The 25,614-nt window shown below is 70.8% G+C and carries 24 protein-coding genes; 9 read left to right on the top strand and 15 right to left on the bottom strand.

The features are described from left to right. Nucleotides 1–55 precede the first annotated feature (55 nt). Nucleotides 56–1,153 (top strand): urease accessory protein UreD, encoded by a 1,098-nt coding sequence (locus tag PKF00_RS17260; protein WP_271218556.1) that lies wholly within the window; start codon nt 56–58, stop codon nt 1,151–1,153. Nucleotides 1,154–1,191: 38 nt separating this feature from the next. Here the strand turns inward: PKF00_RS17260 and mmuM are convergent, their stop codons facing one another. From mmuM to PKF00_RS17235, 5 genes are all read right to left on the bottom strand, one after another. Beyond that, on the bottom strand, nt 1,192–2,055 hold the full coding sequence (mmuM, locus tag PKF00_RS17255) for a homocysteine S-methyltransferase (RefSeq protein ID WP_271218555.1): 864 nt from the start codon (nt 2,053–2,055) through the stop codon (nt 1,192–1,194). A 267-nt stretch (nt 2,056–2,322) separates the two neighbouring features. Further along, nucleotides 2,323–2,466: a putative ATP-grasp target RiPP gene (locus tag PKF00_RS17250; RefSeq protein ID WP_271218554.1), complete on the bottom strand. Its 144-nt coding sequence runs from the start codon at nt 2,464–2,466 to the stop codon at nt 2,323–2,325. 352 nt (nt 2,467–2,818) lie between these two features. Beyond that, nucleotides 2,819–4,450: a DUF885 domain-containing protein gene (locus PKF00_RS17245; protein WP_271218553.1), complete on the bottom strand. Its 1,632-nt coding sequence runs from the start codon at nt 4,448–4,450 to the stop codon at nt 2,819–2,821. Nucleotides 4,451–4,513: 63 nt separating this feature from the next. Then, nucleotides 4,514–6,934: a VIT domain-containing protein gene (locus PKF00_RS17240; protein ID WP_271218552.1), complete on the bottom strand. Its 2,421-nt coding sequence runs from the start codon at nt 6,932–6,934 to the stop codon at nt 4,514–4,516. Continuing rightward, complete coding sequence (locus PKF00_RS17235) at nt 6,931–7,740, bottom strand: helix-turn-helix domain-containing protein (protein WP_271218551.1); 810 nt, start codon at nt 7,738–7,740, stop codon at nt 6,931–6,933. The genes PKF00_RS17240 and PKF00_RS17235 overlap by 4 nt, the downstream gene beginning before the upstream one ends. 114 nt (nt 7,741–7,854) lie before the next feature. On the opposite strand from PKF00_RS17235, the gene PKF00_RS17230 reads away from it, so the two are divergent. Next, nucleotides 7,855–8,322 (top strand): Dps family protein, encoded by a 468-nt coding sequence (locus PKF00_RS17230; RefSeq protein ID WP_271218550.1) that lies wholly within the window; start codon nt 7,855–7,857, stop codon nt 8,320–8,322. Between the two features lie 146 nt (nt 8,323–8,468). Here the strand turns inward: PKF00_RS17230 and PKF00_RS17225 are convergent, their stop codons facing one another. The 4 genes from PKF00_RS17225 to PKF00_RS17210 are packed head-to-tail and all read right to left on the bottom strand — an operon-like array spanning nt 8,469 to nt 13,281. After that, on the bottom strand, nt 8,469–9,236 hold the full coding sequence (locus PKF00_RS17225; protein WP_271218549.1) for an SDR family NAD(P)-dependent oxidoreductase: 768 nt from the start codon (nt 9,234–9,236) through the stop codon (nt 8,469–8,471). Continuing rightward, on the bottom strand, nt 9,233–10,048 hold the full coding sequence (locus PKF00_RS17220) for an aldose 1-epimerase (RefSeq protein ID WP_271218548.1): 816 nt from the start codon (nt 10,046–10,048) through the stop codon (nt 9,233–9,235). The genes PKF00_RS17225 and PKF00_RS17220 overlap by 4 nt, the downstream gene beginning before the upstream one ends. After that, nucleotides 10,045–11,865, bottom strand: a complete 1,821-nt coding sequence (locus PKF00_RS17215; protein ID WP_271218547.1) for an ABC transporter permease — start codon at nt 11,863–11,865, stop codon at nt 10,045–10,047. The genes PKF00_RS17220 and PKF00_RS17215 overlap by 4 nt, the downstream gene beginning before the upstream one ends. 15 nt (nt 11,866–11,880) lie before the next feature. Then, entirely contained in the window at nt 11,881–13,281 is a 1,401-nt protein-coding gene (locus PKF00_RS17210) for an extracellular solute-binding protein (RefSeq protein WP_271218546.1), read from the bottom strand. Nucleotides 13,282–13,509: 228 nt separating this feature from the next. Here PKF00_RS17210 and PKF00_RS17205 point away from each other — a divergent pair, with 228 nt between their 5' ends. The 4 genes from PKF00_RS17205 (at nt 13,510) to PKF00_RS17190 (ending at nt 18,141) form a co-directional block, all read left to right on the top strand. Next, complete coding sequence (locus PKF00_RS17205; protein ID WP_271218545.1) at nt 13,510–14,733, top strand: ROK family transcriptional regulator; 1,224 nt, start codon at nt 13,510–13,512, stop codon at nt 14,731–14,733. A 243-nt stretch (nt 14,734–14,976) separates the two neighbouring features. After that, nucleotides 14,977–16,116 (top strand): ROK family protein, encoded by a 1,140-nt coding sequence (locus tag PKF00_RS17200; protein ID WP_271218544.1) that lies wholly within the window; start codon nt 14,977–14,979, stop codon nt 16,114–16,116. Nucleotides 16,117–16,431: 315 nt separating this feature from the next. After that, entirely contained in the window at nt 16,432–17,361 is a 930-nt protein-coding gene (locus PKF00_RS17195) for a CPBP family intramembrane glutamic endopeptidase (RefSeq protein WP_271218543.1), read from the top strand. A 177-nt stretch (nt 17,362–17,538) separates the two neighbouring features. After that, nucleotides 17,539–18,141, top strand: coding sequence for a YbhB/YbcL family Raf kinase inhibitor-like protein (locus tag PKF00_RS17190; RefSeq protein ID WP_271218542.1), 603 nt, complete (start codon nt 17,539–17,541; stop codon nt 18,139–18,141). 100 nt (nt 18,142–18,241) lie between these two features. Here the strand turns inward: PKF00_RS17190 and PKF00_RS17185 are convergent, their stop codons facing one another. After that, nucleotides 18,242–18,598 carry a hypothetical protein gene (locus tag PKF00_RS17185; protein WP_271218541.1) on the bottom strand — a complete coding sequence of 119 codons (357 nt, stop codon included), beginning with the start codon at nt 18,596–18,598 and terminating at the stop codon, nt 18,242–18,244. A gap of 229 nt (nt 18,599–18,827) precedes the next feature. On the opposite strand from PKF00_RS17185, the gene PKF00_RS17180 reads away from it, so the two are divergent. Together PKF00_RS17180 and PKF00_RS17175 are read left to right on the top strand one after the other, a co-directional pair. Next, nucleotides 18,828–19,703: a helix-turn-helix domain-containing protein gene (locus PKF00_RS17180; protein WP_271218540.1), complete on the top strand. Its 876-nt coding sequence runs from the start codon at nt 18,828–18,830 to the stop codon at nt 19,701–19,703. Continuing rightward, a complete protein-coding gene (locus PKF00_RS17175; RefSeq protein ID WP_271218539.1) occupies nt 19,703–19,930 on the top strand; it encodes a DUF397 domain-containing protein in 228 nt (75 codons plus the stop codon). Before PKF00_RS17180 ends, PKF00_RS17175 begins: the two co-directional genes overlap by 1 nt. An 87-nt stretch (nt 19,931–20,017) precedes the next feature. On the opposite strand, the gene PKF00_RS17170 is transcribed toward PKF00_RS17175, so the two are convergent. Further along, nucleotides 20,018–20,599, bottom strand: a complete 582-nt coding sequence (locus PKF00_RS17170) for a GNAT family N-acetyltransferase (RefSeq protein WP_271218538.1) — start codon at nt 20,597–20,599, stop codon at nt 20,018–20,020. A 322-nt stretch (nt 20,600–20,921) separates the two neighbouring features. Here PKF00_RS17170 and PKF00_RS17165 point away from each other — a divergent pair, with 322 nt between their 5' ends. Beyond that, nucleotides 20,922–21,497: a hypothetical protein gene (locus PKF00_RS17165; protein WP_271218537.1), complete on the top strand. Its 576-nt coding sequence runs from the start codon at nt 20,922–20,924 to the stop codon at nt 21,495–21,497. Between the two features lie 69 nt (nt 21,498–21,566). Here PKF00_RS17165 and PKF00_RS17160 read toward each other — a convergent pair whose 3' ends face one another. Genes PKF00_RS17160 through PKF00_RS17145 form a run of 4 tightly spaced genes read right to left on the bottom strand, consistent with a single transcriptional unit; the run spans nt 21,567 to nt 25,607 of the window. Next, the gene (locus PKF00_RS17160; protein ID WP_271218536.1) at nt 21,567–22,775 is read right to left on the bottom strand and encodes an MFS transporter; all 1,209 of its coding nucleotides are present in this window, start codon (nt 22,773–22,775) and stop codon (nt 21,567–21,569) included. After that, on the bottom strand, nt 22,775–23,785 hold the full coding sequence (locus PKF00_RS17155; protein WP_271218535.1) for an ABC transporter substrate-binding protein: 1,011 nt from the start codon (nt 23,783–23,785) through the stop codon (nt 22,775–22,777). Before PKF00_RS17155 ends, PKF00_RS17160 begins: the two co-directional genes overlap by 1 nt. Next, nucleotides 23,782–24,570 carry an ABC transporter ATP-binding protein gene (locus tag PKF00_RS17150; protein ID WP_271218534.1) on the bottom strand — a complete coding sequence of 263 codons (789 nt, stop codon included), beginning with the start codon at nt 24,568–24,570 and terminating at the stop codon, nt 23,782–23,784. The genes PKF00_RS17155 and PKF00_RS17150 overlap by 4 nt, the downstream gene beginning before the upstream one ends. Further along, nucleotides 24,570–25,607, bottom strand: a complete 1,038-nt coding sequence (locus PKF00_RS17145; protein ID WP_271218533.1) for a FecCD family ABC transporter permease — start codon at nt 25,605–25,607, stop codon at nt 24,570–24,572. The genes PKF00_RS17150 and PKF00_RS17145 overlap by 1 nt, the downstream gene beginning before the upstream one ends. Between the last annotated feature and the right edge of the window lie 7 nt (nt 25,608–25,614).

Raw genomic sequence — 25,614 nt, 5'->3', positions numbered from 1 at the left:
GGGTCGTATCGGAAGGACCTGTGAACGGGGTGGGGTCGTGCCGGAGAGGACATCCGTGAACCTGGTGAGGGCCGTGTCGGCGAGGGCGCCCGTGAACGGGGCGGGGGCCGTGCCGGAGACGACGCCCGTGAACGCGGCGGGATCCGCGGGCCGGAGGGGTCTTCCGATCGCGCAGGAACCAGCGGGCACGACGGGCCCCGGCGTCCCCGTGGACCGGCTGGCCCCCGGCCGCTACACGATCGACGGGATTCCCGAGGCCGTGACCGGTCACGCCGGGGCCGCGGACATGCTGCCGGTGGGAAGCCCGGGCAAGGTGGGGGTGCTGGAGCTGGAGTTCGCCCGGACGGAGCGGCGGACCGAGCTGACCGGCCACTACCAGAAGAGCCCGCTGCAGATCATGCGGCCGCTCTACTACGACGAGCGCCGTCCCGGGACGGCCTACGTCACGCTGATGACGTCCGGCGGAGGCGTCGTCCAGGGGGACCGCTACCGCATGGACCTCACCTGCGGTCCAGGAACGGAGGTGAACCTCACCACCCAGGCCGCCACCAAGATCTACAAGATGGAGCAGGACCACGCCACCCAGCTCGTCACCCTCACGGCGGGCCGGGAAAGCTACGTGGAGTACATCCCGCACGCGACGATCCCGTTCGCGCGCTCCCGGTTCTACCAGCGCGTCCGGCTCGTCGCCGACCCTTCCGCCACGGTCGTGCTGGGTGACAGCATGCTCGCCGGGCGCCTCGCCAGAGGGGAGCGCAACGACTATGACGCGTACTGCTCCGACCTGGAGGTCAGCCGCCCGGACGGGAAGACGGTCTTCGTCGACACCGTGCGGCTGGTGCCCGCGGAAGGCGGCGTGACGGGCCCGGCGGTCCTCGGCGGCTTCGGGGTGATGGGCACGCTGTTCGTGGTGACCGGCGCGGTTCCCGCCCCCGTGCTGGCCGACACCCTGCACGAGGCGCTGACCCCCCTGACCGCGCGGACCCCGGGACGCCTGCGTGCCGGAGCCAGCGTGCTCCCGCACGACTCGGGAGCCTGGGTGCGCATCCTGGGGGAGGAGTCACCCGAGGTCGAGGCGGCGCTCCGCGGCGCCTGGGACGCCGTCCGCCGCCTCCTCGTCGGAGCCCCGGTCCCCGCCCGCCGCAGACCGTGACGTCTCCACGACCCCGGGGTCTTTTCCGGTTCTCTTCCCTAGGCCGTGGTCAGGTGCTCGCGGATCTGACGGATGTGCTCGGGGGTGGTGCGGCAGCAGCCGCCGACGAGGGCTGCGCCCGCCGCGTGCCATCCGGCCGCCGCCGCGCCGTACTCGACGGGGTCGGCCAGACCGTGCCAGCGGCGCTCCTCGGCGTCCCAGGTCTCGCCGGAGTTGGGGTAGACCACGACGGGCTTGCCCTTGATCCGGCCGATGAGGTCGGGGATGTGGCGCGGCGCGGTGCAGTTGACGCCGACCGCGATCACCTGCGGATGGTCGGCGAACAGCGCGGCGGCCTCACTGAGCGGGGTGCCGTCGCTGATCCGCTCCCCGTCGCGGCAGGAGAAGCTCACCCACGCCCGCGTTCCCGGCGTCTCGGCGAGCAGCCGCCTCAGCGCCCGCGCCTCCGGGTAGGACGGGACGGTCTCGCAGGCGAGCAGATCGGCCCCGCTGCCCGCCAGGATGTGCCAGCGGTCCCTGTGCCAGGCGACCAGACCGTCCTCGTCGAGGTCGTAGTCGCCGGTGTACTCGGCGCCGTTGGCCAGGTAGGCGCCGTACGGTCCGACGCTGGCGGCCACCGTGCCCTCGCCGTGGGAGTCTCTCGCCTCGGCTGCCAGGCGGACCGACAGCAGGATCAGCTCCTCGGCCTCGTCCGCGTCCAGCCCCCGGCGGGTGAACGCCGGGATGCTCGCCTGGTAGCTGGCCGTGGTCGCCACCTGGGCCCCGGCGGCGAAGTAGTCGAGGTGCGCCTTGCGGATCACCGAAGGGTCCTCCAGCAGAAGCCGCGCCGACCAGAGATCGTCGCTCAGGTCCGCGCCGAGCGCCTCCAGATGCGTGGCCAGCCCGCCGTCCAGAATCACCATCCTGCCACCCTACGCGGGCGCCGCGACCGGACGACCTGCCTGCATGGGCGCCGCGACTGGACGACTTGCCTATGTGGGGGCGGCGACCGGACGTCTTGGCTCTTCCCCGCCCTTCGCGAGCACGCGGTTCCGTTCTCAGCGAGAAGCCGCCCGTTCTCCGCGAGAAGTCGTCCGTGTCCCAACGAGAAGTCGCCCGTGCGGGCCGGGAAGGCAGACCGCACGGGCGACTTCGATCAGGTCCGACCGGGCGACGCCGGTCGATCAGGCCTAGTTGTTGGTGCCCACCCACTCGGCGGGCTTGCCGCCGATCGTCCAGGAGACGCTCATCCGGCCACCGGACACCTCGCCCAGCTCGGCCTCGGACAGCTCGGCGCCCTCGAACGGGATGTCGTCGATGTTGATCTTGGACATGTCGGTTCCTTTCGGCCGCTCTCGCGGCGATGATCGATCCCCCCGGCCGCCGTGGGGCGGCGGCCTGCTTACACGGATCAAGGTAGGAGCTCCAACTTGGAGGCCGCTTGCGCCTACCTGGGGGCTCACTTGCGTCTCTGGAGCCTCACTTGCAACTGAGAAGGGCTCCGGTCGGGGCTACGCCTCCGGCGTCTCCGGCCGGGGACTCCCGGCGACCGGCCGGGCGGGGAAGCGGGCCGGTCGCCGGGCGGGCGGGATGCGAGCCCGCCCAGCCCTAGGGGACGCGATCCGGTGATGGGGAGGGGGACCTGCCGCGCGGCGGGAGAGCCGGGCCCGCCGCGCGACAACCGGATCAGCCGATCCGGCGCAGGGCCTCGGCCAGGCCGGACAGTCCGACCGGGCCGAGCTCAAGGGCGGCGGTGTGCCAGCGGCGCAGGTCGAAGCCCGCGCCCAGACGCAGCCTCGCCTCGTCCCGCGCGGCGAGCCAGGCCCGCTCGCCGAGTTTGTAGGAGATCGCCTGCCCCGGCCAGCCGAAGTAGCGGACGACCTCGGCGTGGACCCGGTGCGGCTCACAGCGGCCCCGGTCGCGCAACACCTCGCACGCCTTGTCGAAGGTCCACCTGCCCCCTGTCGGGAGCGGAAGGTCCAGGTGGACGCCGATGTCGATGACCACCCTGGCCGCACGCAGGGCCGACCCGCCGAGCATGCCCAGCCGGGTGCCGGGATCGGTGAACCAGCCGAGCTCGTCGGCCAGCCGTTCGGCGTACAGCGCCCAGCCCTCGCCGTGACCGCTCACCCAGGAGATCTTGCCGAAGCGTGACAGGCCGTCCCCGGCCACGCGGGTCGCGCCGAACTGGAGGTGGTGCCCGGGAACGCCCTCGTGGAAGACCGTGGTCAGCTCGGGCCAGATCTCGAAGCGGTTCCTGCCGTTGCCGACGGGCCACCAGGTGCGTCCCGGACGGGACAGGTCCTCACTCGGCGAGGTGTAGTAGGCCGAGCCCGAGGTCGAGCCGACGGCCAGCGTGACGTCCACCCGGCGCAGCGGCTCGGCGATGTCGAAGTGAGTGCCGTGCAACCGCTCGACCGCCTGGTCGTGGCGCTCCTGCAGCCAGCCCCGATAGGCGTCGAGCCCCTCGACGTACTGGCTCTCGTTGAGGATCTCCGTCGCCTCCTCCACCGAGGCGCCCGCCTTCACCTGGTCCGCCTCGGCGATCAGCTCCGCCTCGATGCGCTCCAGCTCGGCCCAGCCCCACTCGTAGGCGTCCACCAGGTCGATGTCGGCGCCCAGGTTGAGCCTGGCGGCCACCGCGTAACGCTCCGCGCCCACGGCGTCGGCCTCCGCGGCGGCGGGGGCGTACTCCTCGCGCAGGTAGCGGGCGACCTCGGCGTAGGCGGCGTGCGCGGCGGCCGCGCCCTTGGCCAGGTCGCTCCGCACCGGCCCTTCGCCGTAACGGGCCACGAGGGCCTCGTGGGTGCCTCCGCTCGCCAGGAGGTCGGCCTGGACCGCCGACTCCAGCGCCTGGCGGCGGGCCGCCCGCAGCCCCGAGTCCAGGCCGTTCTTGAGGCTCGTCCGCCAGCCGTCCAGCATCACGGGCACCGCCGCCAGCCGGGCCGCCACGTCACGCCACTCGTCGTCGTCGCCATGCGGCAGCAGGTCCACGCTGTCGCGCACTTCGCTGAGAAGCCCGAACGGCGCCTGCACCGCGCGGAGCGGCTCGCCGATCTCGTGCCAGGCGAGCTCGGCCTCGAGGCGTTCGCGCAGGTGGGTCGCGGCGCGCAGGTCCGTCTCGCCCAGCGGTTCCAGGGAGGCGAGCCTTCCCAGGGTCTCGCTGATCAGAGCGGCTCGGGCGGCGTGGCCGTCAGGACCGTAGTCTGTGGCCGGGGAGAATTCGACGGCGATGCCCGCCGCTCCGGCGGCGATCGGATCGAGCGCCGCCGAGCGGGAGACATACTCATCACAGAGGGCAAAAATCGGGCTGGTCACGCGGGAACTTTAGCCAACGCGACCTGCGATTTTGTGGAATCTCTTGACTGTTATGGTAAGTAGTTATCGCTTCCAGAACGGGCGACGCCTTCCCGCCCGGCTGAGAGACTCCAGCCCCTCGGCGGCCCTGCGCCACAGGACGTCCAGCTCACCGCCCGTCTGCAGGGCGGCGGCCAGGGCCGTGAGCTCCGCGTGGCCGCCCAGATAGACGGCCAGCGCCGCGAGCCTGCTGCCCAGATCCTCCAGGTAGCGCAGCCGGTCGGCGGCGGGCAGCGACTCCGCCGCGCGCAGCCGTCGCAGCTCCTCGCCGAGCTGGGTCCTGAGCGCCTCCTGCGGCTGCGCGCCGGGCGCTCCCGCCGGCGCGGGGCGGGGCGGCATCGCGGCACGCGGGGCGAAGCCGCCGCCGGGCGCGCCTCCCCCCACGGGTCCTCCTGCCGGGCCTCCCGCGAAGCTCTCCGGCACGCCGCCCCCCGCCCTCGCGGCGAACTTCGGCGCGGCTCCCGGAGCGCTCATGGGAGGGGCGGGCGCGGGGAGACTCATGGGGGCCGCCTGGGCCATCCCGGTCAGCATCATCGGCGCCGCCGTGACGACCGGGGTCTCCCAGCCGCTGGGCAGCTCGACCGGCTGGATCACCCGGTGCCCGGGGCCGCCCTCGGCGACCACCTCGCTGTCGACCGCGACGAACGCGGTGAACCTGCACAGCACGCCGTACCTCAGCGAGACCTCGACGATCTCCTCCTCGAGCGACCGGTCGCCCGCGGCGTAGCGGTCCTCCAGCGTCCGCAGGCGGGCCCGCGCCCAGATCGCCCGCACCGCCGGGTTGTCCACCCGCGTCCCGGTGACCCGCCGCTCCCACGGCCGCCCGGTCGGGTCCACCCCGTGCACGGTCAGCGCCCCGCCGGGGGCTCCCCGGTATCGTCCCTGGACGGTGAGCGGCACGCCCGGGTAGATCGAGCCGAGGCGGCCGACGCTGCCGGGGACGAGGTCGAGCCCGTCCGCCTTGACGGACAGGTCGGTGACCAGGGGGGAGCCGATCCTGCGGTGGATGTGCTCCATCGCCTCGTCGAGCCTGTCCTCCGACTCCACCAGCTCGCAGCGCCCCGCGCCCAGCCCGGCCAGCCTGCCGAGGAACCCGGCGTTGACCGCCCTGTCGATGCCGACCGTGTGCACCCGCACCCCGGCCAGCCTGGCGCCGAGCCGCTCCAGGATCTGGTCCTCGTTGCCGACCTGGCCGTCCGTGACGAGGACCAGGACGCGGTCCCTGACACCGTCGTCCCCGGCGGTGTCGCCGGCGGGGGTGCCGAGCAGCGTCACGGCCCGCTCCAGCGGGTCCAGCATCTCGGTGCCGCCGCGCGCCTCAAGCCGGGCCAGGTGCTCGACCGCGCGGTAGCGGTTGCGGTCCGACGCCTCGGACAGTCCCTCGCCGAGTCCTTCCGGGTGCTCGACCACGGTGTCGAAGGAGAGCACGGCGAACCGGTCGCCGCCGACGAGCGTGTCGACGATGCGGGCCGCCGCGCGCCTGGCCGCGACCATCTTCCAGCCGGTCATGCTGCCCGAGCGGTCCAGCACCAGCACGACGTCCTTCGCCCTGGCCGTGGCCTCGGCCGGGTCGGGGACGACGGTCAGCGTGAACGTGCCCTCCGCCCCTTCCCGCTCGCCGGACTCGCCGCCGGACTCCAGGTCGGGGGCCAGGGCCAGCGAGGTGGAGGCGTCGAAGGACAGACGCAGGACGAAGTCGCGGTCCAGACGCTCGCCCGGCCGCAGCCGCACCGTGTCGCCCTCCTCCTGGACCACGTGCAGGCTGGAGCGGACCTCGCGCAGCTCCAGGCCCGCCGGGTCGACGGAGGCGGCCAGGGACAGGCGCACCGGGTTGGGGAAGCCGGGCAGCAGCACCGGGGGAGTGATCCTGGAGGCGTCGGGCACCGCGTCGGTGTCGGGAGCCCAGCCGTCGCCCGCCTGCTCGCCGTCGAGCGGGGAGCCGGGGATGTAGCGGGGGGCCACGACCAGCGGGAAGCGGAAGGTGGCGGCGCCGTCCTCGTAGGGGAGCGGCTGGTTGAGCACGAGCCGTACGGTGACCCGCTCGCCGGGCACGATGTTGCCGACCCTGATGGTGAAGACGTCGGGACGGTCCTCCTCGGCGATCGCCGCCCGCCTGCCCTCCGAGATCGCCTGGTCGTAGTCGGCCCTGGCCTGACCGCGCTCCTTCAGCACGCCCTCGATGACCCGTCCGTCCGCCTCCATCCTGAAGGAGGTGACGGCGGCGCGGTCGGGCAGCGGGAAGACGTAGGTCGCCTCGAGCGCCACGTCGTGCGGGTTGCGGAAGATCTGGACCACCTTGACTCCGGCGACGAGCCCGGAGAGGTCGGCGGTCACGTCCACGCTCTCCAACGGCAGGTTGCCGCGCTCGGTGACGAGTGCCCCCAGCCCGGCGTCCGGGACCGGCTCGCACTCCTCGGGACGTAGCGTCGTGATCTCGGTGATCATGGCTGGTTCCCTTCCTGGTCCTGCTGATCCTGTGGGTCTGTGGGGGCGAGGTCGTGTTCGCGGAGGACCGCGAGCAGCGTCTTCGCGGCGGCGCCGATCTCGGCGAGCTCCTCCGGTGACGGGGCGCGGCCGCCGTCGAGCAGCAGCGTCACCCCGGACGCCAGCCGTACGCCGTGGACGACGACGGCCGAGGGGGCCGGCCGGGCGGGCGGGGTGGGACGGGCGGCCGGCGCGTGGGGCCGCCGCGCCGTGGCCTGCTGCGGCGCGGGGCGTGGCGTCGGTTGTGGCGCTGATTGGGGCGCCGGGCGCGGTGCGGTTCGTGGGGCCGGCGGTGGCGCGGCTGCACGGACGGCAGGTGAGGCGGCCGGGGGAGCGGTGAGGGGAGCGGCCTGGCCGGGGTCGGCGGGGGCGCTCTCCGCCGTGGCGGCGAGCGGTTCGGCCCAGAACCTGGGGCGCGTGGCCCGGGGAGCGGTCCTTTCCTGCCTGGAGGTCCCTTCGGCGCTCTCGTGGAGACCGGCGATCGACTCGAGGGCCTGGTCGGTCGCGCCGGTCAGCTCGGCCTGGATGTCGGCGATGGTCAGGCCTTCCGCCTGGCGGCGTTTGACGGCGATCAGCTGCAACAGGTGACGCCTGCCGTACAGGGCGACGCGGCCCCGGCGGGCCGAAGGCGGGTCCAGCAGGCCGATCGTGGAGTACCACCGGATGAGGCGCTCGTTGGGCGCGTCCCTGACCCGCCCGTTGAGCTGGGCGGTCGGGGACAGCGCCGCGGAGGCCCGCTCCGCCAGTTCGCCGATGGTCCATTCCATGTCTCTGATAGTGACACTGTCATAATGACACTGTCAACATAAGGGTGGCGTAGCTGGGTAGGGACGTTTCAGGACAAATAGGAAATAGATCATGAAACAGGGGGAGGACACCATATGTCCGCGATCACCAGTCCGCTCAACGCAGAGAACAAGAAGGTCGTCGCCACCGCCCTCCAGGGCTCTCTCGTCGACCTTCTCGAGCTCTCGCTTCTGGGCAAGCAAGCCCACTGGAACGTGATCGGCCACAACTTCCGTTCGCTGCACCTGCAGCTCGACGAGATCGTCGCGGCGGCCAGGGAGCACGCCGACACCGTCGCGGAGCGCGCGGTGGCCCTCGGATGCAATCCCGACGGACGGGCGACCACGCTCTCGAAGACCAGCGAGGTGCCGGAGATCGAGGCGGGCTACATCAACGACGGCAAGGTCGTCGCCGCCATGACGGACATCCTCGGGTCCATCATCCGCCGGATGCGGGAGCGCATCGAGGCCACGGACGAACCCGACCCGGTGACCCAGGACATCCTCATCGAGATCACCCAGGACCTGGAGAAGCACCACTGGATGCTCGAGGCCCAGCGCTAGATCATCCCCGCAGTCCAGAAGGCGCCCCGCTCCGTCAGGACCGGGGCGCCTTCCCGTGCCGGTCGCACGCCTCCCGCCGTCGTGGACGTCCGACGAGCGCCTCGGCCACCGACCCGTCAGCGTCCGCCGCAGCCAGCCTGATACACCTAGAAAAGGGTGAATCCGCCGTCCACCACCACCACTGAGCCTGTCATGAAGCTGGATGCCGGGCTGGCCAGAAAGACCACCGCCGGGCCGAGTTCCTCAGGCAGGCCGTACCGCTTCATCGCGGCGGGCTCGACGCACCATTCGCGGTACTCCGGCTGGTCCACGGGGGACGCCTCGGTGAGGATGTAACCGGGGGCGAGCGCGTTGACCCGTATCCCGTGCGGTGCCCACTCGGCGGCCAAAGCCTTGGTCAGCTGGTGCACCGCCGCCTTGGAAGCCAGATACGCGGGCTGCCATCGGGGCCGGTTGACGATCATGGCCGACATGGAGCCGATGTTGACGATGCTCCCGCCGCCCTGTGCGACCATCCGCGCGCCGACCGCCTTGCTGCAGTACCAGACCCCGTCCAGGTTGGTGGCCAGCACCTCGCGCCAGAGCTCGTCGGGGGTGTCCAGAGCCTCCCGGCCGATACTGATGCCGGCGTTGTTGACCAGTACGTCGATCGGCCCCAGTTGCTCGCTGACCAGCTCCACCATCCGATCGACCTGAACCGGATCGGTCACCTCAAGACCGACCGGCAGTGCCGTGATCCCGGATGCCTGAAGTTCGTCGGCCGCTCGTTCGGCGGCCTCGAGGGTGCGGGCGGTCACCGCGACCGCCGCGCCCGCCTCGCCCAGCGCCTGGGCCAGGGCCCGGCCGATGCCGCGGCTGGCTCCGGTGACCACGGCGACCTTGCCCTGCAACGAAAACGAGTCCAAGACGGTCATGGTGTCTTCCTGTCGGTTGGCTGTCGTACGGTCCAGTGCAGCGTCATCGAGAATCGCAACGGCGCTCCGGGCTCGACGAGCTGATAGTGGTGAGTGTTCAAGCCGTTGACCGGTCCGGACAACGGTTCGACACAGACGGCGTCGGCTTTGGTCTCGCAGACGATCCAGTGGCCGGCCGCGCTGGCGACGGTCAGGTCAAGGGTGGGCCAGTGAAGGACCGGTGAGCTGGCGACGGCGGTGAAGGAGTCATCCCATGGCCGCGGGCCGGTGGAGGCGGACAGGTGCTGCGGGATGCCGTCCTCGTCGCAGACGTAGCGCAGGCCGGGTTCGAAGCGGTAGGCGAGCTCCGGCCCGCCGTCGATCCTGCGCGTGAACCACGGGTGGAAACCGACGATCGCCGGCATGGCGCGGCGTTCGTTGGTCACCGTGGCGCGTACCGTCAGCGCGTCCGGCGTCAGCTCGAACTCCTGCCGCACGGTGCCGCCGAACGGCCATCGCTCGTCCAGTTCGATGTCGATGGCCGCGGCTCCGTCGACGGTCCAGGGGCGGTCGAAGACGAGACCGTGCAGGGCGTGCGGGGCGAGATTCGCCGGTACCGTCCACTCCCGCCCGGCGAACGTGAACCGGGCCCCTTCCAGCCGGCCGACGAACGGCGCCATCAGGAAGCTGCCGTACATGATCCGGTCCAGGCCGGACGGGCCTGCACCGCCGCTGCCCAGCAGCTCCGCGTCGCCGACTCGCAGGGACGTCAGGCGACCGCCGTCGGCGGGGTCCACCCGGATGGCGGCGTTCCCGGCAGTCAACTCGATCATTTGACGCCCCCCGCGGTCAGTCCTCCCACCAGATGCCGCTCGATGGTGATGAACAGCACCACGACGGGCACTGTCGCGATCAGCGAGGCGACGAAGAGGTACTGGTAGTTGGTCTCGTTGAGGCCGACCAGTTGCTGGATGCCGACCGGCAGGGTGACCCGGTCATTGGTCGGGTCGTTGAAGACGGTCAGCGAGATGACGAACTCGTTCCACACCTGGATGAAGGTGAAGACCAGCGCGGTCACCAGACCCGGGCGCACCACCGGCAGCATGATGCGCAGCATCCGGCGCACCGGCCCGAGTCCTTCCATCATGGCCGCCTCCTCGATCGCGAGGTCGACGCCGGCGAACTGACCGTTCATGATCCAGGTGACGAAGGCGAGGTTGAACGCCGCGTTGACCACGACGATCGCCCAGTACTGGTTGACCCCGTCGACGTAGATGACCTCCTGGTAGATGCCGACGACCAGGGCGACCGGGGCGAGGACCTGCGTGACCAGCACAAGGTTCAGGAAGGCCGTCCGGCCGGCGAACCGGTTGCGGGCGGTGTAGTACGCGGCCGGCACCGCGATCAACAGGACCAGCGCGGTCGAGGCGGCCGCGATGATCAGACTGTTGCGCAGCAGCATGGCGAGCGGCAGCACATCCCACACGTTCGCCCAGTTGCTCCATTCCCAGTGCCGCGGCAGGTAGGTGGCGGGCACCGCGTAGAGCTCGGCGCCGTCCTTGAACGAGGCCAGGAACATCACCGCGTACGGGGCCAGGAAGAACGCCGCGACGACCAGCCCGGCCAGCGGCAGCACCACCGGGCGCAGCCGCGGCCACATCCTCCGGCGCGCCCGGTCGGACACCGCCACCGAGACGGGACCCGCCGGACGCCGCCGACCCCATCGTTCGCTCAGCCGGTCGGTCAGCGCCGCCCAGGCGCGGCCCAGCCACGACTGCCGCTCCCGGTCGCCGTTGACCGCACGCAGGTACAGCAGTACCACGACGATGAGTATCAGGACGTTGAACACCGACAGCGCGGCTCCCTCTCCGGTGTTCAGCTGCTGCTGGAAAGCGATCTTGTACGCCCAGGTGAGGGTGGTGTCCGAGAAGTTCCCCGGGTTGCTCCCGGTGATGACCCAGATCACCGGGAACGAGTTGAAGACGTAGATGGTGACCAGGATTGTGGCGATCACCAGGGCCGGGCGGAGCAGTGGCAGGGTGATGTACCGGTATGTCTTCCACGGCCCTGCGCCGTCCAGCTTTCCGGCCTCGTACACCTGCGCGTCGATCGCCTGCAGCCCGGCCAGCAGCACGTAAGTGGTGAACGGGATGGTCACCACGATGCCCACCCCGACCACCGACCAGAAGGCGTACCGGGGATCCTGGTACCAGCCGATCGGTGCGCTGATCACGCCGAGGTCCATCAGGAACCGGTTGACGATCCCGTTGCCGCCCTCGAGCATGTACCGCCACACCGTCGAGGTCATCACCAGCGAGGTCGCCCACGGCACGATCAGCGCCCAGCGCACCAGGCGCCGCCCGAAGAACTGCTTGTTCAGCAGCTGTGCCAGGCCGAGTGCGACAACGATGGACACGCCGACCACGAGCAGCACCCACACCACCGTGTTGCTCACGACGTTGACCAGCGCCGGTTCGGCGAACAGGCGGCGGTAGTTGGCCAACCCGGCGAACCCGTGGCTTACTCCGGTCTCATCGGTGAGCTGCAGCGACGTCCACACCATTCGCAGCGCGGGCAGCGTGATCACCGCGACGATGAGCAGAACGCTCGGCGAGATCCAGGTCAGCGACCGCCATGTGTGGTGCCGCATCCTCGGTGTCACCGCTCAGCCGCCGTTGCCCTGCGTCGCTGCGCTCTGGATCTGGTCCAGAACCGACTTGGTGTCCGCGCCCGGGGTCAGCGCGGTGCCGAGCTGCGCCTCAAGGGTGCCCTGTGCCTTCGGGAAGCTGGGGTCGGTCGACGGGTAGAACTTCGCGATCGGCAGCAGATCCAGATACGGTGCGAAGTTGGGGTCGTCCTTCAGGGCGGTGGACGCCGTCTGTGTGGTCGGCAGGAAACCCTGGCTCGTCAGGAAACGCACATAGTTGTCGGTCTGGTAGAAGAAGTTCAGGAACTTCGACACGGCTTCGGTGTTGCCCGGGTTCTTGAACGACACCAGGTAGTCCTGCACCCCCAGGGTGAACGGCTTGGTGCCGTTGTTCACCGGGATGGGGGCGATGCCGTAGTTGACGGTGGAGTTCCACTGCTTGAACAGGCTGGGAGCGAAGCTGGCACCCATGATCATGCCTGTCTGGCCGTTGGCGAACGGGCGGAAGACCCCGTCGGTGCGGTTCGTCTGACCAGGGTTGGGCTGCGTCACCTTGTAGACGTTGGCGAGGCAGCTGAGGAAGTTCAGGCTCTGAACGTTCCGCTCACTGTTGACGCTCCACTTGTCGTCCGACTTCCAGTCGCCGCCGTTGGACCACATCCACAACGACCACTCGCCCTGGTTCTCCTCGCCGCCCAGCGGCAGACCGTATCCGGTGTACCCGGCCGCCTTGATCTTCTGCGCGGAGGACACCAGCTCGGCCCAGGTGGCCGGGGGCTTGCTGATCCCCACCTTGGCGAAGATGTCCTTGTTGTAGAACAGTGCGCGGGTGCTGGCGATCAGAGGCAGTCCGTACTGGCTGCCCTGGTAGTAGCTGTTCTCCTTGAACGACGGGATGAAGTCGTTCCCGACCGTCGGGGAGACCAGTGAGTCGATCGGCTGGAGCAGTCCGTTCGCGGCCCATCCGGAGAACTTGTTCTGATTGAGGACGTCCGGATACTGCTTGGTCTGGATCATCGTGCTGACCTGCTGGTCGATGTTGTTCCAGTCGATGATCCGGATGTTGACCTTGTATCCCGGGTTGGCCGCCTCGAACTTGCCTGCAAGGTCCTTCCAGTACGCCTCGGTGGTCCCGGTGTAGGCCCCGCCGACGAAACTGATGGTCTTGCTGCGTGCCGTGGCCTTGGGCAGCCCGGTTTCGAGCGATGCCTGCTGGACGTGGAGACTCTGGCCACCTCCGCTCGGCTGCTTCAGCGACGTGCTGGCGCCGGCCGCCGCCCCGCCTGTGATCTTGTCGCAGCCGGCCTGGTCAAGGGTGGTCCCCGAGGCGGAGGAACCGCCCGCCGCACAACTTGTGGCGGTCAGCACCGTGCAGACGCTCATCAGCGAGAACAGCTGAGCCCTACGCCTTACTTTCATGTCACACCGTTTCCTGCTTGAAGCTCTACCTCGCCGGGGGTGGGTCAGAGTCGCGAGGTTAGTTAAGGGTAACTACATACCTAACGCTGTCAATAGGTTTCGGTCCGCCACATTGGAGGGTTTGTGCTCCAACACATCAGGTAGATCGCCTGAGTTGCAGATCCTCGCCGTTCGTGTTCGAATCGGTATGTCAGAAGCCCGTACATACCCAGTGAGGACGGTGGGGCGGTGTGGTCACCCAGCGAGACACCCCGGCCCGAGCAGCCGACCGGGCGGCAGCCGACCGTCCTGATGACCGCGGTCAAAGCCGGGCGCGTCAATCAGGGGCGGGTACTGCAGGCGCTTCACGACCTGGGGCCGCTGTCCCGGGCCGATCTGGCCCGGCTGGCCGGGGTCAGCCGGGCCACCATCGGATCGATCGTGCAGCCCCTCCTTGAGAGAGGGCTGCTCGCGGAGGGCGAACCACAGCGGGGCGCCACCCCCGGCGGCAAGCCGGCCCGGCCGCTGTGGTTCGCTCCGGACAGCCCGCCGCTGGCCGCGGTACACCTGGTGCCCGGCTGGGTGGAGGCCGCACTGGTGAGCGCGGACGGCAGAATACTGGCCGCCGCCAGCGGGCGCTTCCGGGTCACCGCCCCTGCCGCCACGGTGGTCGACTGTGTGGTCGACCGACTCAACGCGGTCCTGGCGGGGAGCGCGGCCCGGGCTCTCGGCGTGGGCATCGCGGTCGGCGGCATCGTCGAATCGACCAGCGGAACCATCGTCGCCTGCAACCTGATGCCGGAGCTTTCCGGCCTTCCGCTCGGTCCCCTGGTCTCCGAGCGGGTCGACCTGCCGGTCCACCTCGATCTGCACCCCCGGGCCCAGGCCATAGGCGACCGCTGGTCCGGCCCCGGCCGAGGCGAACAGTCCTTCGCGTCCATCTACATCGGCGAGGCGATCGGCGCGGGCCTGTTCCTCAACGGCGCCATCCACTGCGGACCGGCCGGGGCCGGCGGCGAGATCGGGCACACCGTCGTCGATGTCCGTGGACGAACCTGCCGATGCGGCCAGCGCGGTTGCTGGGAGACCATCGCCACGCGCGACTGGCTGCGCGAAGAGGCCGCCCGGCTACGTCTACCGGCCGCGCAGGCGATGACCACGGCACTGCTGGCCGGTCTGTCGGCCGCCGGCAACGCCGACGCCAAGGAGCTGTTCGAGCGGTACGCCCACAACCTCGCCCTCGGCGTGGTGAACCTGCAGCAGATCCTCGCCCCAGGCCTGTTCATTCTGCACGGCGACGTGATCGCCGGCGGTGAGGCGCTGCGCGGCCGCGTCGAGCGGCAGGCACGCAGCCAACTTCCGCCGCGATCCGCGGCCGAGCCGCAGATCACCTTCGGCTCCGCTCACGACCGCACCACCCTGCTCGGCGCAGCCGGCCTGGTGCTGTCCCAATCCTTCCCGCTCGTCGGCTGAGCCGACGCCCAGAGGAGGACGACATGTCAGCAGTTGCGTGTCACGACGATCGCCGGCGCGACTCGTATATTGGGGTGCGGGAAAGATCACGCGCAACCACGCCCTCCCTGGGCGCGCCGCATCGGGTGTTCCGTTTGGATCGGGAAGGACTGTAGCGTGCAATCGGAGTGGACGCGCCCGGAGACAACGGCCCCGCCGCCCCGGCCTCACTCGCCGCTGATCACCCCGAACACGGTCAGCCAGGTGAATCGCGCCCGAGTGCTGCAGGCGCTCTACGATGTCGGCCCGCTGTCCCGCGCCGACCTGGCCCGGCTCACCGAGGTCAGCCGGGCGACGATCGGCTCCATCGTGCAGCCGATGATCGACAACGAGATGCTTGCCGAGGGCGATCCCCAGCCCAGCGGCGCGGTCGGCGGAAAGCCGTCGCGCCCGCTGTGGTTCTCCCCCAACAGCCCGCCCATCGCCGCCGTCCACCTGCTGCCCGGACACGTCGAGACCGCGCTCGTCAGCGCGGGTGGCACGATCCTGACCACGGCGAGGCGCGAGTACCCGGCGGACACCCACGACTCCGACCTGGTCGTCGACGCTGTCACCGACGCGTTGGACGAGCTGTTCGCCCCGAACCGGCCGGCCGCCCTCGGCGTGGGCATCGCGGTCGGCGGCATGGTCAACACCGACAGCGGCACCATCGTGCAGGTCAACCTGGCTCCCGGTCTGGCAGGCCTGCCGATCGGTCCGCTCATCGCCGACCGCACCGGCCTGCCCGTCTACGTCGACCTGCACCCGCGCGTCCAGGCTCTCGGTGACCGCTGGTTCGGGCAGGGACGCGGGCTGTCCACCTTCGCCTCGCTCTACGCCGGAGAGGCACTCGGCGTGGGACTGGTACTGAACGGTTCGGTACACCGGGGGCCGGGCGGCGCGGGCGGCGAGATCGGGCACAGCATCGTGCAGGTCGACGGCCTCCCCTGCCACTGCGGTCAGCGCGGCTGCTGGGAGACCATCGCCACACACCGCTGGCTGCGCGATGAGGCGGCCCGGCTCAATCTGCCCTCGGCGTCCACGTTGACGGTCGGACCACTGACCCGCCTCGCCGCCAAGGGCCACCCCGGGGCGGCTGAGCTGTTCGACCGGTATGTCGACAATCTCGCCGTCGGCATCACGAACATCCAGCAGATCCTCGCCCCCGGGCTGTTCATCCTGCACGGCGACGTGGTCGCGGGCGGCGAGGCGTTGCGCGGCAAGATCGAGTGGCGGGTACGTCAGCGCACCGCCGCCCATCCGGGCAGCCAGCCGCAGATCGCGTTCTCCGCCCTGCACGACGACTCCACCCTCCTCGGCGCCGCCGGACTCGTGCTCTCCCACTTCCTCCAACTCACCCCCTGACGCGGCCTCCCGAGACCGAATCCACGAGGACGTCCATGCGGGGGCGCCCGCCGGGCAGCTGATTCCCGCCGAATAGACGTTCAGCCGATCCGTTCGCCCCCGAACCGGCAGCTGCGCACGGCCGTCCTCGCTTCGCGGCTGCTCCACGCGGCGGGCAGCAGGGGGAAGGGCCCCTTTGATCTCCATCGTTCGAAGGATTGCCCTCACTTGAAGTATCTGTTAGATATATCTGGCAGATAGGCGCAGGCGTCGATGGCGCGACGACCCCGGCGAAGCCTCCGCTCTGCTCGGAGGCACCCCCGCGAACGGAGAATCATGATGACCACGTCGGCCGATCTCGTGGACGGCGCGGAGCGGCGCCCGCCGGTCTCGCGTCTCCGGGCCCGGATCAACTTCGCCGTCTTCTCGGCCGTCACCGTCGGTTGCGGCTGGCTCTTCGTCGCGCTGGACCGGGCCGCCGGGGAGGTCACCGGCGCCGGGAGCGTGTCCTCCGCGAGCGGCGGCACGAACGGGCAGGGGCTGTGGATCGCGGTCCCGGCGCTGGTCGCGCTCGCTCTCCACTTCCTCAGCCGGGACGGCGCGGGCCCCCTGGGGTTCACGCTGCGGTTCGCGGGCCGGGCCCGCTGGTTCGCGTTCGCGGTGCTGCTCTCCCCGGTCGTGACCGTCGCCCTGGTGGCGGCGGCGACGGCCACCGGCGCCGCGACGTTCTCCTTCGCCCCGCGCGCCGGAGAGACCCCCCTCCTCGTCGCCGTCGCCGCCGCGCTCGGCTTCCTGCTGGTCAAGAACCTGCTGGAGGAGTTCATCTTCCGCGGCTACGGCACGCGGACCGCGATGGCTCTCGGCCTGCGCGGCGTCGCCCCGCACGTGCTCGTCGGGCTGGTCTGGGGGCTGTGGCACATCCCGCTGTACACGGTCTGGATGTCCCAGGCGGACTTCCGGCAGAGTACGACGCTGTCGTGGTCGTGGTACCTGCCGACCTTCTTCGCGGGCATCGTGGCGGCGGCCGTCCTCTACGGCGAGATGCGCGTGCGGACCGGTTCGATCTGGCCCGGTGTGGTGCTCCACACGGTCGACAACGCCCTCGTGACCCCGCTCCTGCTCAACGGCCATCTGACCTTCGAGGGGCACGGCGACGCGCTGTTCGGCGTCGCCCCGAACTCGGTCGCCTCGATCCTCCTCTTCGGAGGGGCGGGACTCGTCCTTCTCCGCCGCCGGAACCGGAGCGGTGGGCATCTGGAGGTGTGAGCGCGAACGGGCGGCCGGTTCGTTCTCGATCACGTCCGAGGCCCGGACGGCGATACCGCTAAAACGGACGGCAGTAGACATAAATTGCCATCATTACATCATCGCCACGACAGAAGTAAATATCAGGAGTAAAACGGATGGAGCGTCCAGGAACACACTCTCCTTAAGGAGCTCTCTGTGACCAACAAGCGCGCCATGCTGTATGCCCTGCTCGTCACATCGATCAGCCTCGTCACGTGGACCGTCGCCCCCTCGGCCTCAGCCGCCGTCGCGTCGTCGTCTGAGGCGGGGCGCGCCGCGTTCACCCTGACAAGCTCCGCCTTCTCCCCGGGCGGGGTCATCCCGAAGGTCCACGAGTGCACCAGCGGCGGCAGCGATCCGCGCCAGAAGAACGAGTCCCCGCCCCTGACGTGGGCCGGCGGGCCGACCGCCGCCAGGAGCTACGCGATCGTCATGCGCGACCTCGACAACAGGAATCTCATCCACTGGGTCATCTACGACATCCCGGTGAGCGTGACCTCGCTCCCGCAGAACGTCGACCACACCTACCAGCCCTCGGTTCCCTCGGGATCCAGGCAGGTCTACTACCGGGGAAGCGCGAGCCTCTTCGGCTACCAGGGACCCTGCTCGCCCTCGACGGTGAACACCTACGAGTTCGTGGTCTACGCGCTCAACAGGGCGAACCTGTCCGAACTGAACTCCAGCTCCTCGACGCAGACCGCCGCCAGGGTCATCACCGCCGCGTCGGTGGGCTCGGCCAGGCTGTCCGGGGAGTCGTGAGACAGGACGACACCTCGCTGACGCGGGTCGCACCACACCTGCGACCCTCGCCTGTGGCGCCCGGTCCTTGAGGGACCGGGCGCCTTTCCTTTCCTCGCGGCTACGACAGGGGCCCTTCGACGCCGTCCGGCCGTGCGGCGTCCTCCCCGAGCCAGACGAGGTCGGAGCGCAGCCGCCACGCGGCGCTGTGCGGGCTCCTCCAGAGGCCGAACCCGTGGCCGTTCGCGCCGACGGTCGTCGCCGCGCCGCCCGGCAGAGCCAGCCCGTAGGCCACCACCTCGGTCGCGACCTCCTCGTCGTCGCACCCCTGGACCAGGGCGAACATGCGGGGGAGTTCGCCGAACAGCGCCCGCGTGTCCTCGAACGCGAGCTCCAAGGACGTGTCCCAGGGGTGAGGCGCGTCGAGGCTCGGGTCATGGCGGTCGGACGACTGGTCGGAACCGGTGTGACGCTCCATGGTGAGTGCTCCCTTCCGGTGCGGGGCCTGAGCGGAGATCTGATGAACGGTTCCGCCCTGCTCTGATTTCCCTGTGTTTTCAGGTGAATGCAGAGCGTGACTATCGATGCTTCGGTAGCGTGACACTGAATTCAGATTGACGCAAGGTTGCTGAAAAAAGTTATTGATATTGCCCGAAATTGCCAGCAATGGTCGGGAAATGGATGGCGTAGGCCAAAAGGAGGCGGCAGTGAGGGTGAAACGAGGACCGACGCTGAGGGCGCAGTGGCTCGGCAAGCACCTGAGAGAGTTCCGAGAGTCGGCCAAGCTGACCCTCAGGCAGGCGGGCGACTACCTACAGCGTGACGCGGCCACCATCAGCCGCCTGGAGTCCGGCATCATCCCGGCGAGAGCGTCCGACGTGCTGGCGCTGCTCAACCTTTACGGCGTCGGCGACCAGAAGATGCGCGACGGGCTGGAACAGCTCAGTCGCGACATCTGGCGGAAAGGCTGGTGGGACGGCTACGCCACCGAGTCCTTGGGCGGAATGCTCGACCACGCCTGGCTCGAAACTCGCGCGAAAAAGATCTGTTCATACGACGCGATGGTCGTCCCTGGCCTTCTCCAAACCCGCGATTACGCTTTGGAGGTCATCGCGGCGGACGACGCTGACACCTCCAGGGAGCAGATCGAGCGCTGGGTCGAGTTCCGGATGGATCGGCAGCGTGCACTCGACGCGGAGACGGCTCCGATCTTGGAGGTCATTCTCGACGAAGCCGTGCTCCACCGCGTGATCGGTGGTCCGAGGGTGATGTGCGCCCAGCTGGAGCGCCTGACCGATGTCGCGGTGAGACCGAACGTGAGCGTTCAAGTGCTGCCGTTCGCCGCTGGGGCACACGCCAGTCTGGATGGTGCTTTCATGTTCTTCGACATGCCGGAGCCGTACTCCGATGTGGCTCATGTGGACACCCGGGGCGGTGCCGTCTATACCGAAGCAGAGGGTGCCGAAGACTTCGCCCGAGCATACGATTCCATCCAAAGCGCCGCACTCACCCCGGATGAATCCGCAATTGTCATCCGGGCCGCGCTCGACCGTGTCAAACAGGCGAGAGGGAGGAGCACGTGATGGTCACCCCTGAGGAACTGGCGAGCGTCGCCTGGCGCGTCAGCACGAGAAGCGCCAACACCGGCGGGCAGTGTGTCGAGGCGGGGCCGTTGGGGAACGGCAGTGGGCGGGTGGCCGTACGGCACAGCCGTCGTCCCGACGCCGAGGTGATCGTCTACACCCGGGCCGAGTGGGAGGCCTTCGTCGGCGGCGTCAAAGACGGCGAGTTCGACTTCCCCGTCCCCTGAACGCCCCCACCTCTGACCTCCCCCGGAAGCACTGCCGTGCGGTGGAAAGGTGGGGGCGGCCGGGCCACCCGTTCCGGGTCGTGATCGTCACAGGTCCGGCGCACTCCTGTGGCGGGCGAGCCACTGCTGGCGTGTGATGGCGTACTCGACTTCGCCGAGGTCGCTGTCGGGGAGTGGTTCGTCCCATTCCGTGTGGAACGTGCGGACGTACCGCATGCCGACCGCGGCCATCGTCGCGCGGGAGGCGGTGTTGACCGCCATCGTCTCGGCGAAGACGCGGGTCAGGCCGAGGTCCTCGAACCCGTGCCGGAGGAGCTCCCTGGCCCCCTCACTGGCCAGGCCCTGACGCCAGTGGCGGCGCAGGAGCCGGTAGCCGAGCTCGGCCTGCCCTTCGACCGGGCCCTGGTCGGGGCGTTGCGGAGGCCCCAGGATCCACCAGCCGACGAACCGCCCGTCGACGGAACCGGCCCAGTAGCCGAGTCCCGGAACGCGGTCCGCGGCCGTGAGCCGTCGGCGGTGGAAGGGTTCGACCTCCTCACGGGTCCGGGCGCGGCCGGCGAGGTAGCGCATGACCTCGGGGTCGGAGTCGAGTTCGACCTCGTGCTCGAGGTGTTCGTCGGACAGCGGAACGAGCCGGATGCGGGCGGTGCGCAGCGTCGCCTGGGACATGGACGCATTCTCGCGCGTGCCCGCCGGAGCGGGCGACCCCGCTCCGGCGCGATCATCCGCTGAGGGGGCGGGAGGTAGCCCCCGGGGCGGATCGGCGCTCACCCGGCAGAGGGACGACCCGGCGACGCGGCGACGCCACGATGTGATCATCATCCCCTGCGGAGGCCTCCTCCCGGCGCGCGCGGACGACGCGAGGGGCGGGATCGGCGCGCCACCGGCCGGATACGTCGAGGCCCTCACGCTCCAGGGATGTCGTGAGCCGTCAGCACGCGCTCTCGGCGCACACCGAACGACCCGTAACGGAAAGCCGGAGGAGACGAACATGTACAGGAAGGCTCTACCCACCGCGATCGCGGCGGTCGCCCTGGCAGCCCTGGCCGCGGCCCCCGCGTCCGCGGCGACGTCCGCCGCGGAGCCGAAGGTCGACGTCGTGCTCAAGCACATCTCGACCGTGAAGGAGTCGGCGGGCGTCTGGTTCACCTGCCCGGACAACGAGGTGATCACCAGCCGCAAGCACACCGGTGACGAGAACGGCAACACCACGTACTACTGCAGCGCGATCTACATCGACGGCCAGCAGGTCCAGCACACGGTCCTCGGCGCCTGGAGCGGCGCGATAAAGGAGAGCAGGTCTACCTACATCGCCCCGATCAACCAGGCCATCGTCGGCAGATGGCACTCGGGAGACGAGAACGGCTCCACGAAGTACCTCGCCGGCCAGATGTACTGGCAGGGCAAGCCGATCTACTTCGCCGACCCGAGGTGGACCGGGGACATGAAGGAGAGCAACCACTCCTTCACCGCGCCCGCGGGCACGGTCATCACCGGCCGCAGGCACCAGGGGGATGAGAACGGCTACACGAGGTACCAGTACGCCAGGGTCGTGTTCCCCGGCTGAGACCTCCGCTGATCCCTCCCGGCGTCACCCCGCCCACCGGCCTCGCCGGACGGGGTGACGCCGGGGCGTTCAGCCGCGGGGATCGACCGGTTCCCGTCCCCGTCGTGTGCCGCGCAGACGGGCCAGAGCGCGGGCCGGCGGGAGCAGGAGAGTGGTCAGGACGACGCCCGCCGTCGTGAGGAGGGCGGTGCGGGGGGTGGTCAGCTCGGCGAGGGCCCCGGCGAGGGCCGCTCCCGCGGGCTGGCCGCCCCAGGCGATCATCCGGGCGGTGGTGTTGACGCGCCCCTGCAGGTGGTCGGGCGTCTGCTCCTGGCGTTCGACGATCCCGTTGACGCTGACGAGGGTGTTGGCGGCCTGCCAGGCGGCCAGGACGAAGAGCCCGGGGACGAGACGCCCGGTGAACGCCCACACGATCAGGAGGAGCCCCACGGCGGCGAGCGCCGTGAGGGAGATCGAGGGTGTCGTGAAGCGACGGCGCAGGCGGGGTACGGCGAGGCCCGCGAGCAGGGCGCCGACGGCGGTCGAGGCGAACAGCAGGCCGATCGCCGGGTCGGTGGACCGCAGGCCGAACTGCTCCACGGCCACGACGACGAGCAGGCCGAGGACGGCGCCCTCCGAGAGGCTGTTGCCGACGCCGAGGAAGGTCAGCGGCCCGACCACGGGATGGGCGCGGATGTGGCGGATGCCGTCGAGGATCTCGGCGCGCAGACGGCGGCGCGGCTGCGGCGAGGACGGCGGCAGCGCGAGGCGGGCCAGCAGGAGCGCGGCCGCGGCGTAGCTCAGGGCGTCCGCGCTCATGGCGCGGGGCGCGCCGACCGCGGCGACCACGACTCCCGCGAGGGCGGGGCCGACGAGTGCGATCAGGGTGCTGCACGTCATGAGAGCGCTGGTCGCCTGGGCGATGCGGTCGCGTCCGACGAGGGCGGGCAGCGCCCCGAAGGCCGCGGCGTCGAAGAACACGAACGACGCGGAGGTCGCGGCGGCGACGGCGAACAGGTGAGGCGTGGTGAGCAGTCCCGTCGCGGAGGCCAGGGGGACGCTCGCGACCGCCAGCGCGCTGATCACACTGGTGAGCGTGAGGGTGCGGCGGCGGTCCCACCGGTCGGCGAGCGCGCCCGCGGGCAGCCCGAGCAGCAGGTAGGGGGCGGCCTCGAGGGCGGTGAGCAGGCCGGTGAGGGCGGCGTTCCCGGTGCGCTGGTAGAGCAGCACCGGCAGCGCGACGAGGGTGATCGACGACCCCGCCCAGGAGATCACCCGGGCGGCGAGATAGCGGCGCATCAGAACGCGGCGGGGTGCAGGGCCCGAGCGAGCGCCAGGGCGCCGTCGACGGCGCGCAGCCCGGAGTAGTCGGCGGCGGGCGTGCCGATCAGCCGGTTGTCCCTGACCGCCCTGGTCTGGCCGAGGTGGTCGCGGATCCACCTCTCGGCGGCGGCGCGGTCGGCGTCGTCGGTGTGGTGATAGACGATCGTCTCAGGGTCGGCCTTGGCGACGGCCTCGACGGAGACGACCTCGAAGTTCTTGCCCGGGGGGACCTGCCCGTCCAGGACGTTGACGCCGCCCGCGGTGCGGACGATGTCGGAGTACAGGCCGCCCGCAAGGCCGTACAGCTGCCTGTCGAAGATCTGGACCATGGCGGCGCGCACCGGCGTCCGGTCGGCCAGGCGTCTGCGGACGTCGCCGAGGGTCGCGGCGACGGTCTCCTTGGCCCGCGCGGTCCGGTCGGGGACGCCCAGGAGCGCGCCGAGGGCGTCGAGGTCGCGTTCGGTGTCGGCGAGGGTGGCGGTGCCCGTGACGGCGGGACAGAACGCCGCGTCGACGTAGACGGGGACGCCCAGCTCGGCCAGTTCGGCGATGGTCGGGAGCTTCCTGCCGTCGAAGTTGTACTCGCCGTCGGCCAGGATGAAGTCCGGGCGGGCGGCCAGCAGCGTCTCCCTGGACACCTCGCCGCCGGACAGGACCTTCACCCCGGCGTAGTCGGCGGCGTAGGCGGGTTTGGGCGGCGACTGGTCGGCCCAGACCTGGCCGGCGACGCGGTCCTTCACGCCGAGGGCGAGCAGCAGCTCGGTGTTGGAGGGGAAGAACGACACGATCCGCTCGGGCGCCCTGGTGACGCGGACGGTCCGCCCGCAGTTGACGACCTGAGCGGGGAACGCGCCCGCGGCGGCCGGAGCCGTTGCGGCCCCACCCCCGTCGGGGCGGGCGTCGGCCTGTCCGTCGGCGCCGGTCCCGCAGGCCGTCGCCAGTGTGAGGGCCGCCAGGGCGCAGGCGGCGCGGAGCGGAGTTCTCATCGGGGGTCTCCGGTCTCTGTCAGAGGGACGGGGGTCTGTCCCAGGGGGGCGAAGGCGAGGTTCGGGCGGCCGGTGAGCGGGTTGACGCCCAGGTGGGCCCGCACGCCGAACACCTCGGCGAGCAGATCGGGGGTCAGGACGTCGGCGGGGGCGCCGTGGGCGACGATCCGCCCGGCGTCCAGGACGTAGAGCCGGTCGCAGTAGGCGGCCGCGAGGTTGAGCTCGTGGAGCGCGGCCAGGGCCGTGACCCGCAGGGAGCGGATCAGGTCGAGGAGCTCGAACTGCGCGTGGACGTCGAGGTGGTTGGTGGGCTCGTCCAGCACGAGGACGCCGCCCTGCTGGGCGAGGGCTCGGGCGAGCAGCGCCCGCTGGCGTTCCCCGCCGGACAGCGTCGTGTACACGCGGTCGGCCTTGCCGGCCATGCCGACCCGTTCCAGGGCCGCGGCGACGATCCGCCGGTCGGCGGCCGGCGCGCCCCGGTGCGGGGTGCGGCCGGTGGCCACGAGCTCGGCGACGGTGAAGTCGAAGCCGTCGCCGCCGTGCTGGGCGACGACGGCGATCCGCTGGGCCGACCGGCGGGCCGACAGGGTCCGCCACACGTCGTCTCCGCCGACGAGCACCGTTCCGGCCTCGGGGCGCAGCGTCCGGTAGAGGGAACGCAGCAGCGTGGACTTGCCGCTGCCGTTCGGGCCGATGAGCCCGACGAACTCGCCCGGTTCGACGCGCAGGTCCGCCCCGGCGACTCCGCCCAGCGGCAGGTGCAGGCCGGTGAGTTCGACGCGCATCACGTCACCGGGCTTTCGCGGCGCAGCAGCCACAGGAAGAACGGGGTGCCCAGCACGGCGGTCAGCACCCCGAGCGGGAGTTCCAGGGGCGGTGACAGGGTGCGGGCGGCGAGGTCGGCGGCGACGAGGAACAACCCGCCGGTCAGGGCGACGAGGGGAAGGGACAGGCGGTGGTCGGGCCCGACCAGCAGCCGGACCGCGTGCGGGACGACCAGTCCGACGAACGCGACCCCGCCCGCGACGGAGATGACGGCGGCGGTCAGCAGCGCCGCGACGGCCAGCAGCGCCAGCCGGAACCGGTGGACGGCGACGCCGAGCGCGGCGGCGGTCTCGTCGCCCAGCAGCATCGCGTTGAGCCGCCGCCCCTGGAGGGCGAGCCAGGCGGTGCAGGCCACGACGATGACGCACGGCACGGCCAGGTCGTCCCAGCCCGCGCCCGCGACGGAGCCGAGCAGCCAGAACAGGATCCCCGACAGCTGGCCGGGCTGGGCGCGCAGCTGCAGGTAGCTGGTCGCCCCCTGGAGCAGGTAGGACAGGGCGACACCGGCGAGGACCAGCCGGGTCGGGGCCAGGGTGCCCCGCCTGCTGCCGAGCAGGAGGACCAGGGCGAGGGTCGCGCAGGCCCCGGCGAAGGCCGCGCCGGACACGCCGAGTCCCGCGACGCCGCCGAGGGTGATGACCGCGACGGCGGCCAGCGAGGCCCCGGAGGTGACGCCCAGGACGTAGGGGTCGGCCAGGGGGTTGCGGACCACGGCCTGCAGGACGGCCCCGGCGACGGCGAGTCCCGCCCCGGCGACGAGGGCGAGCACGGTCCTGGGGGCCCGCGAGTTCCAGATGATCTCGTCGTCGATGCCGCTGACGTCCGCGGGGCGGCGCCCGGTCGTGAGATGCGCGGTGATCGTGTGCCACACGTCGGCGGCGGGCAGGTCGACGGCGCCGTGACCGACGGCGGCCACCAGGGTGAGCGGCACGGCGGCCAGGAGCAGCGCGACCGCCAGCGGGTAGCGCCACCCGGAGATGAGGTGTGGGGAGGTCAAGGGCGGG

The organism is Streptosporangium carneum, assembly GCF_027922005.1.
GTDB lineage: Bacteria > Actinomycetota > Actinomycetes > Streptosporangiales > Streptosporangiaceae > Streptosporangium > Streptosporangium carneum.
Note: the sequence above shows the minus strand (reverse complement) of the source record. Positions and strands in the feature narration are given on the sequence as shown.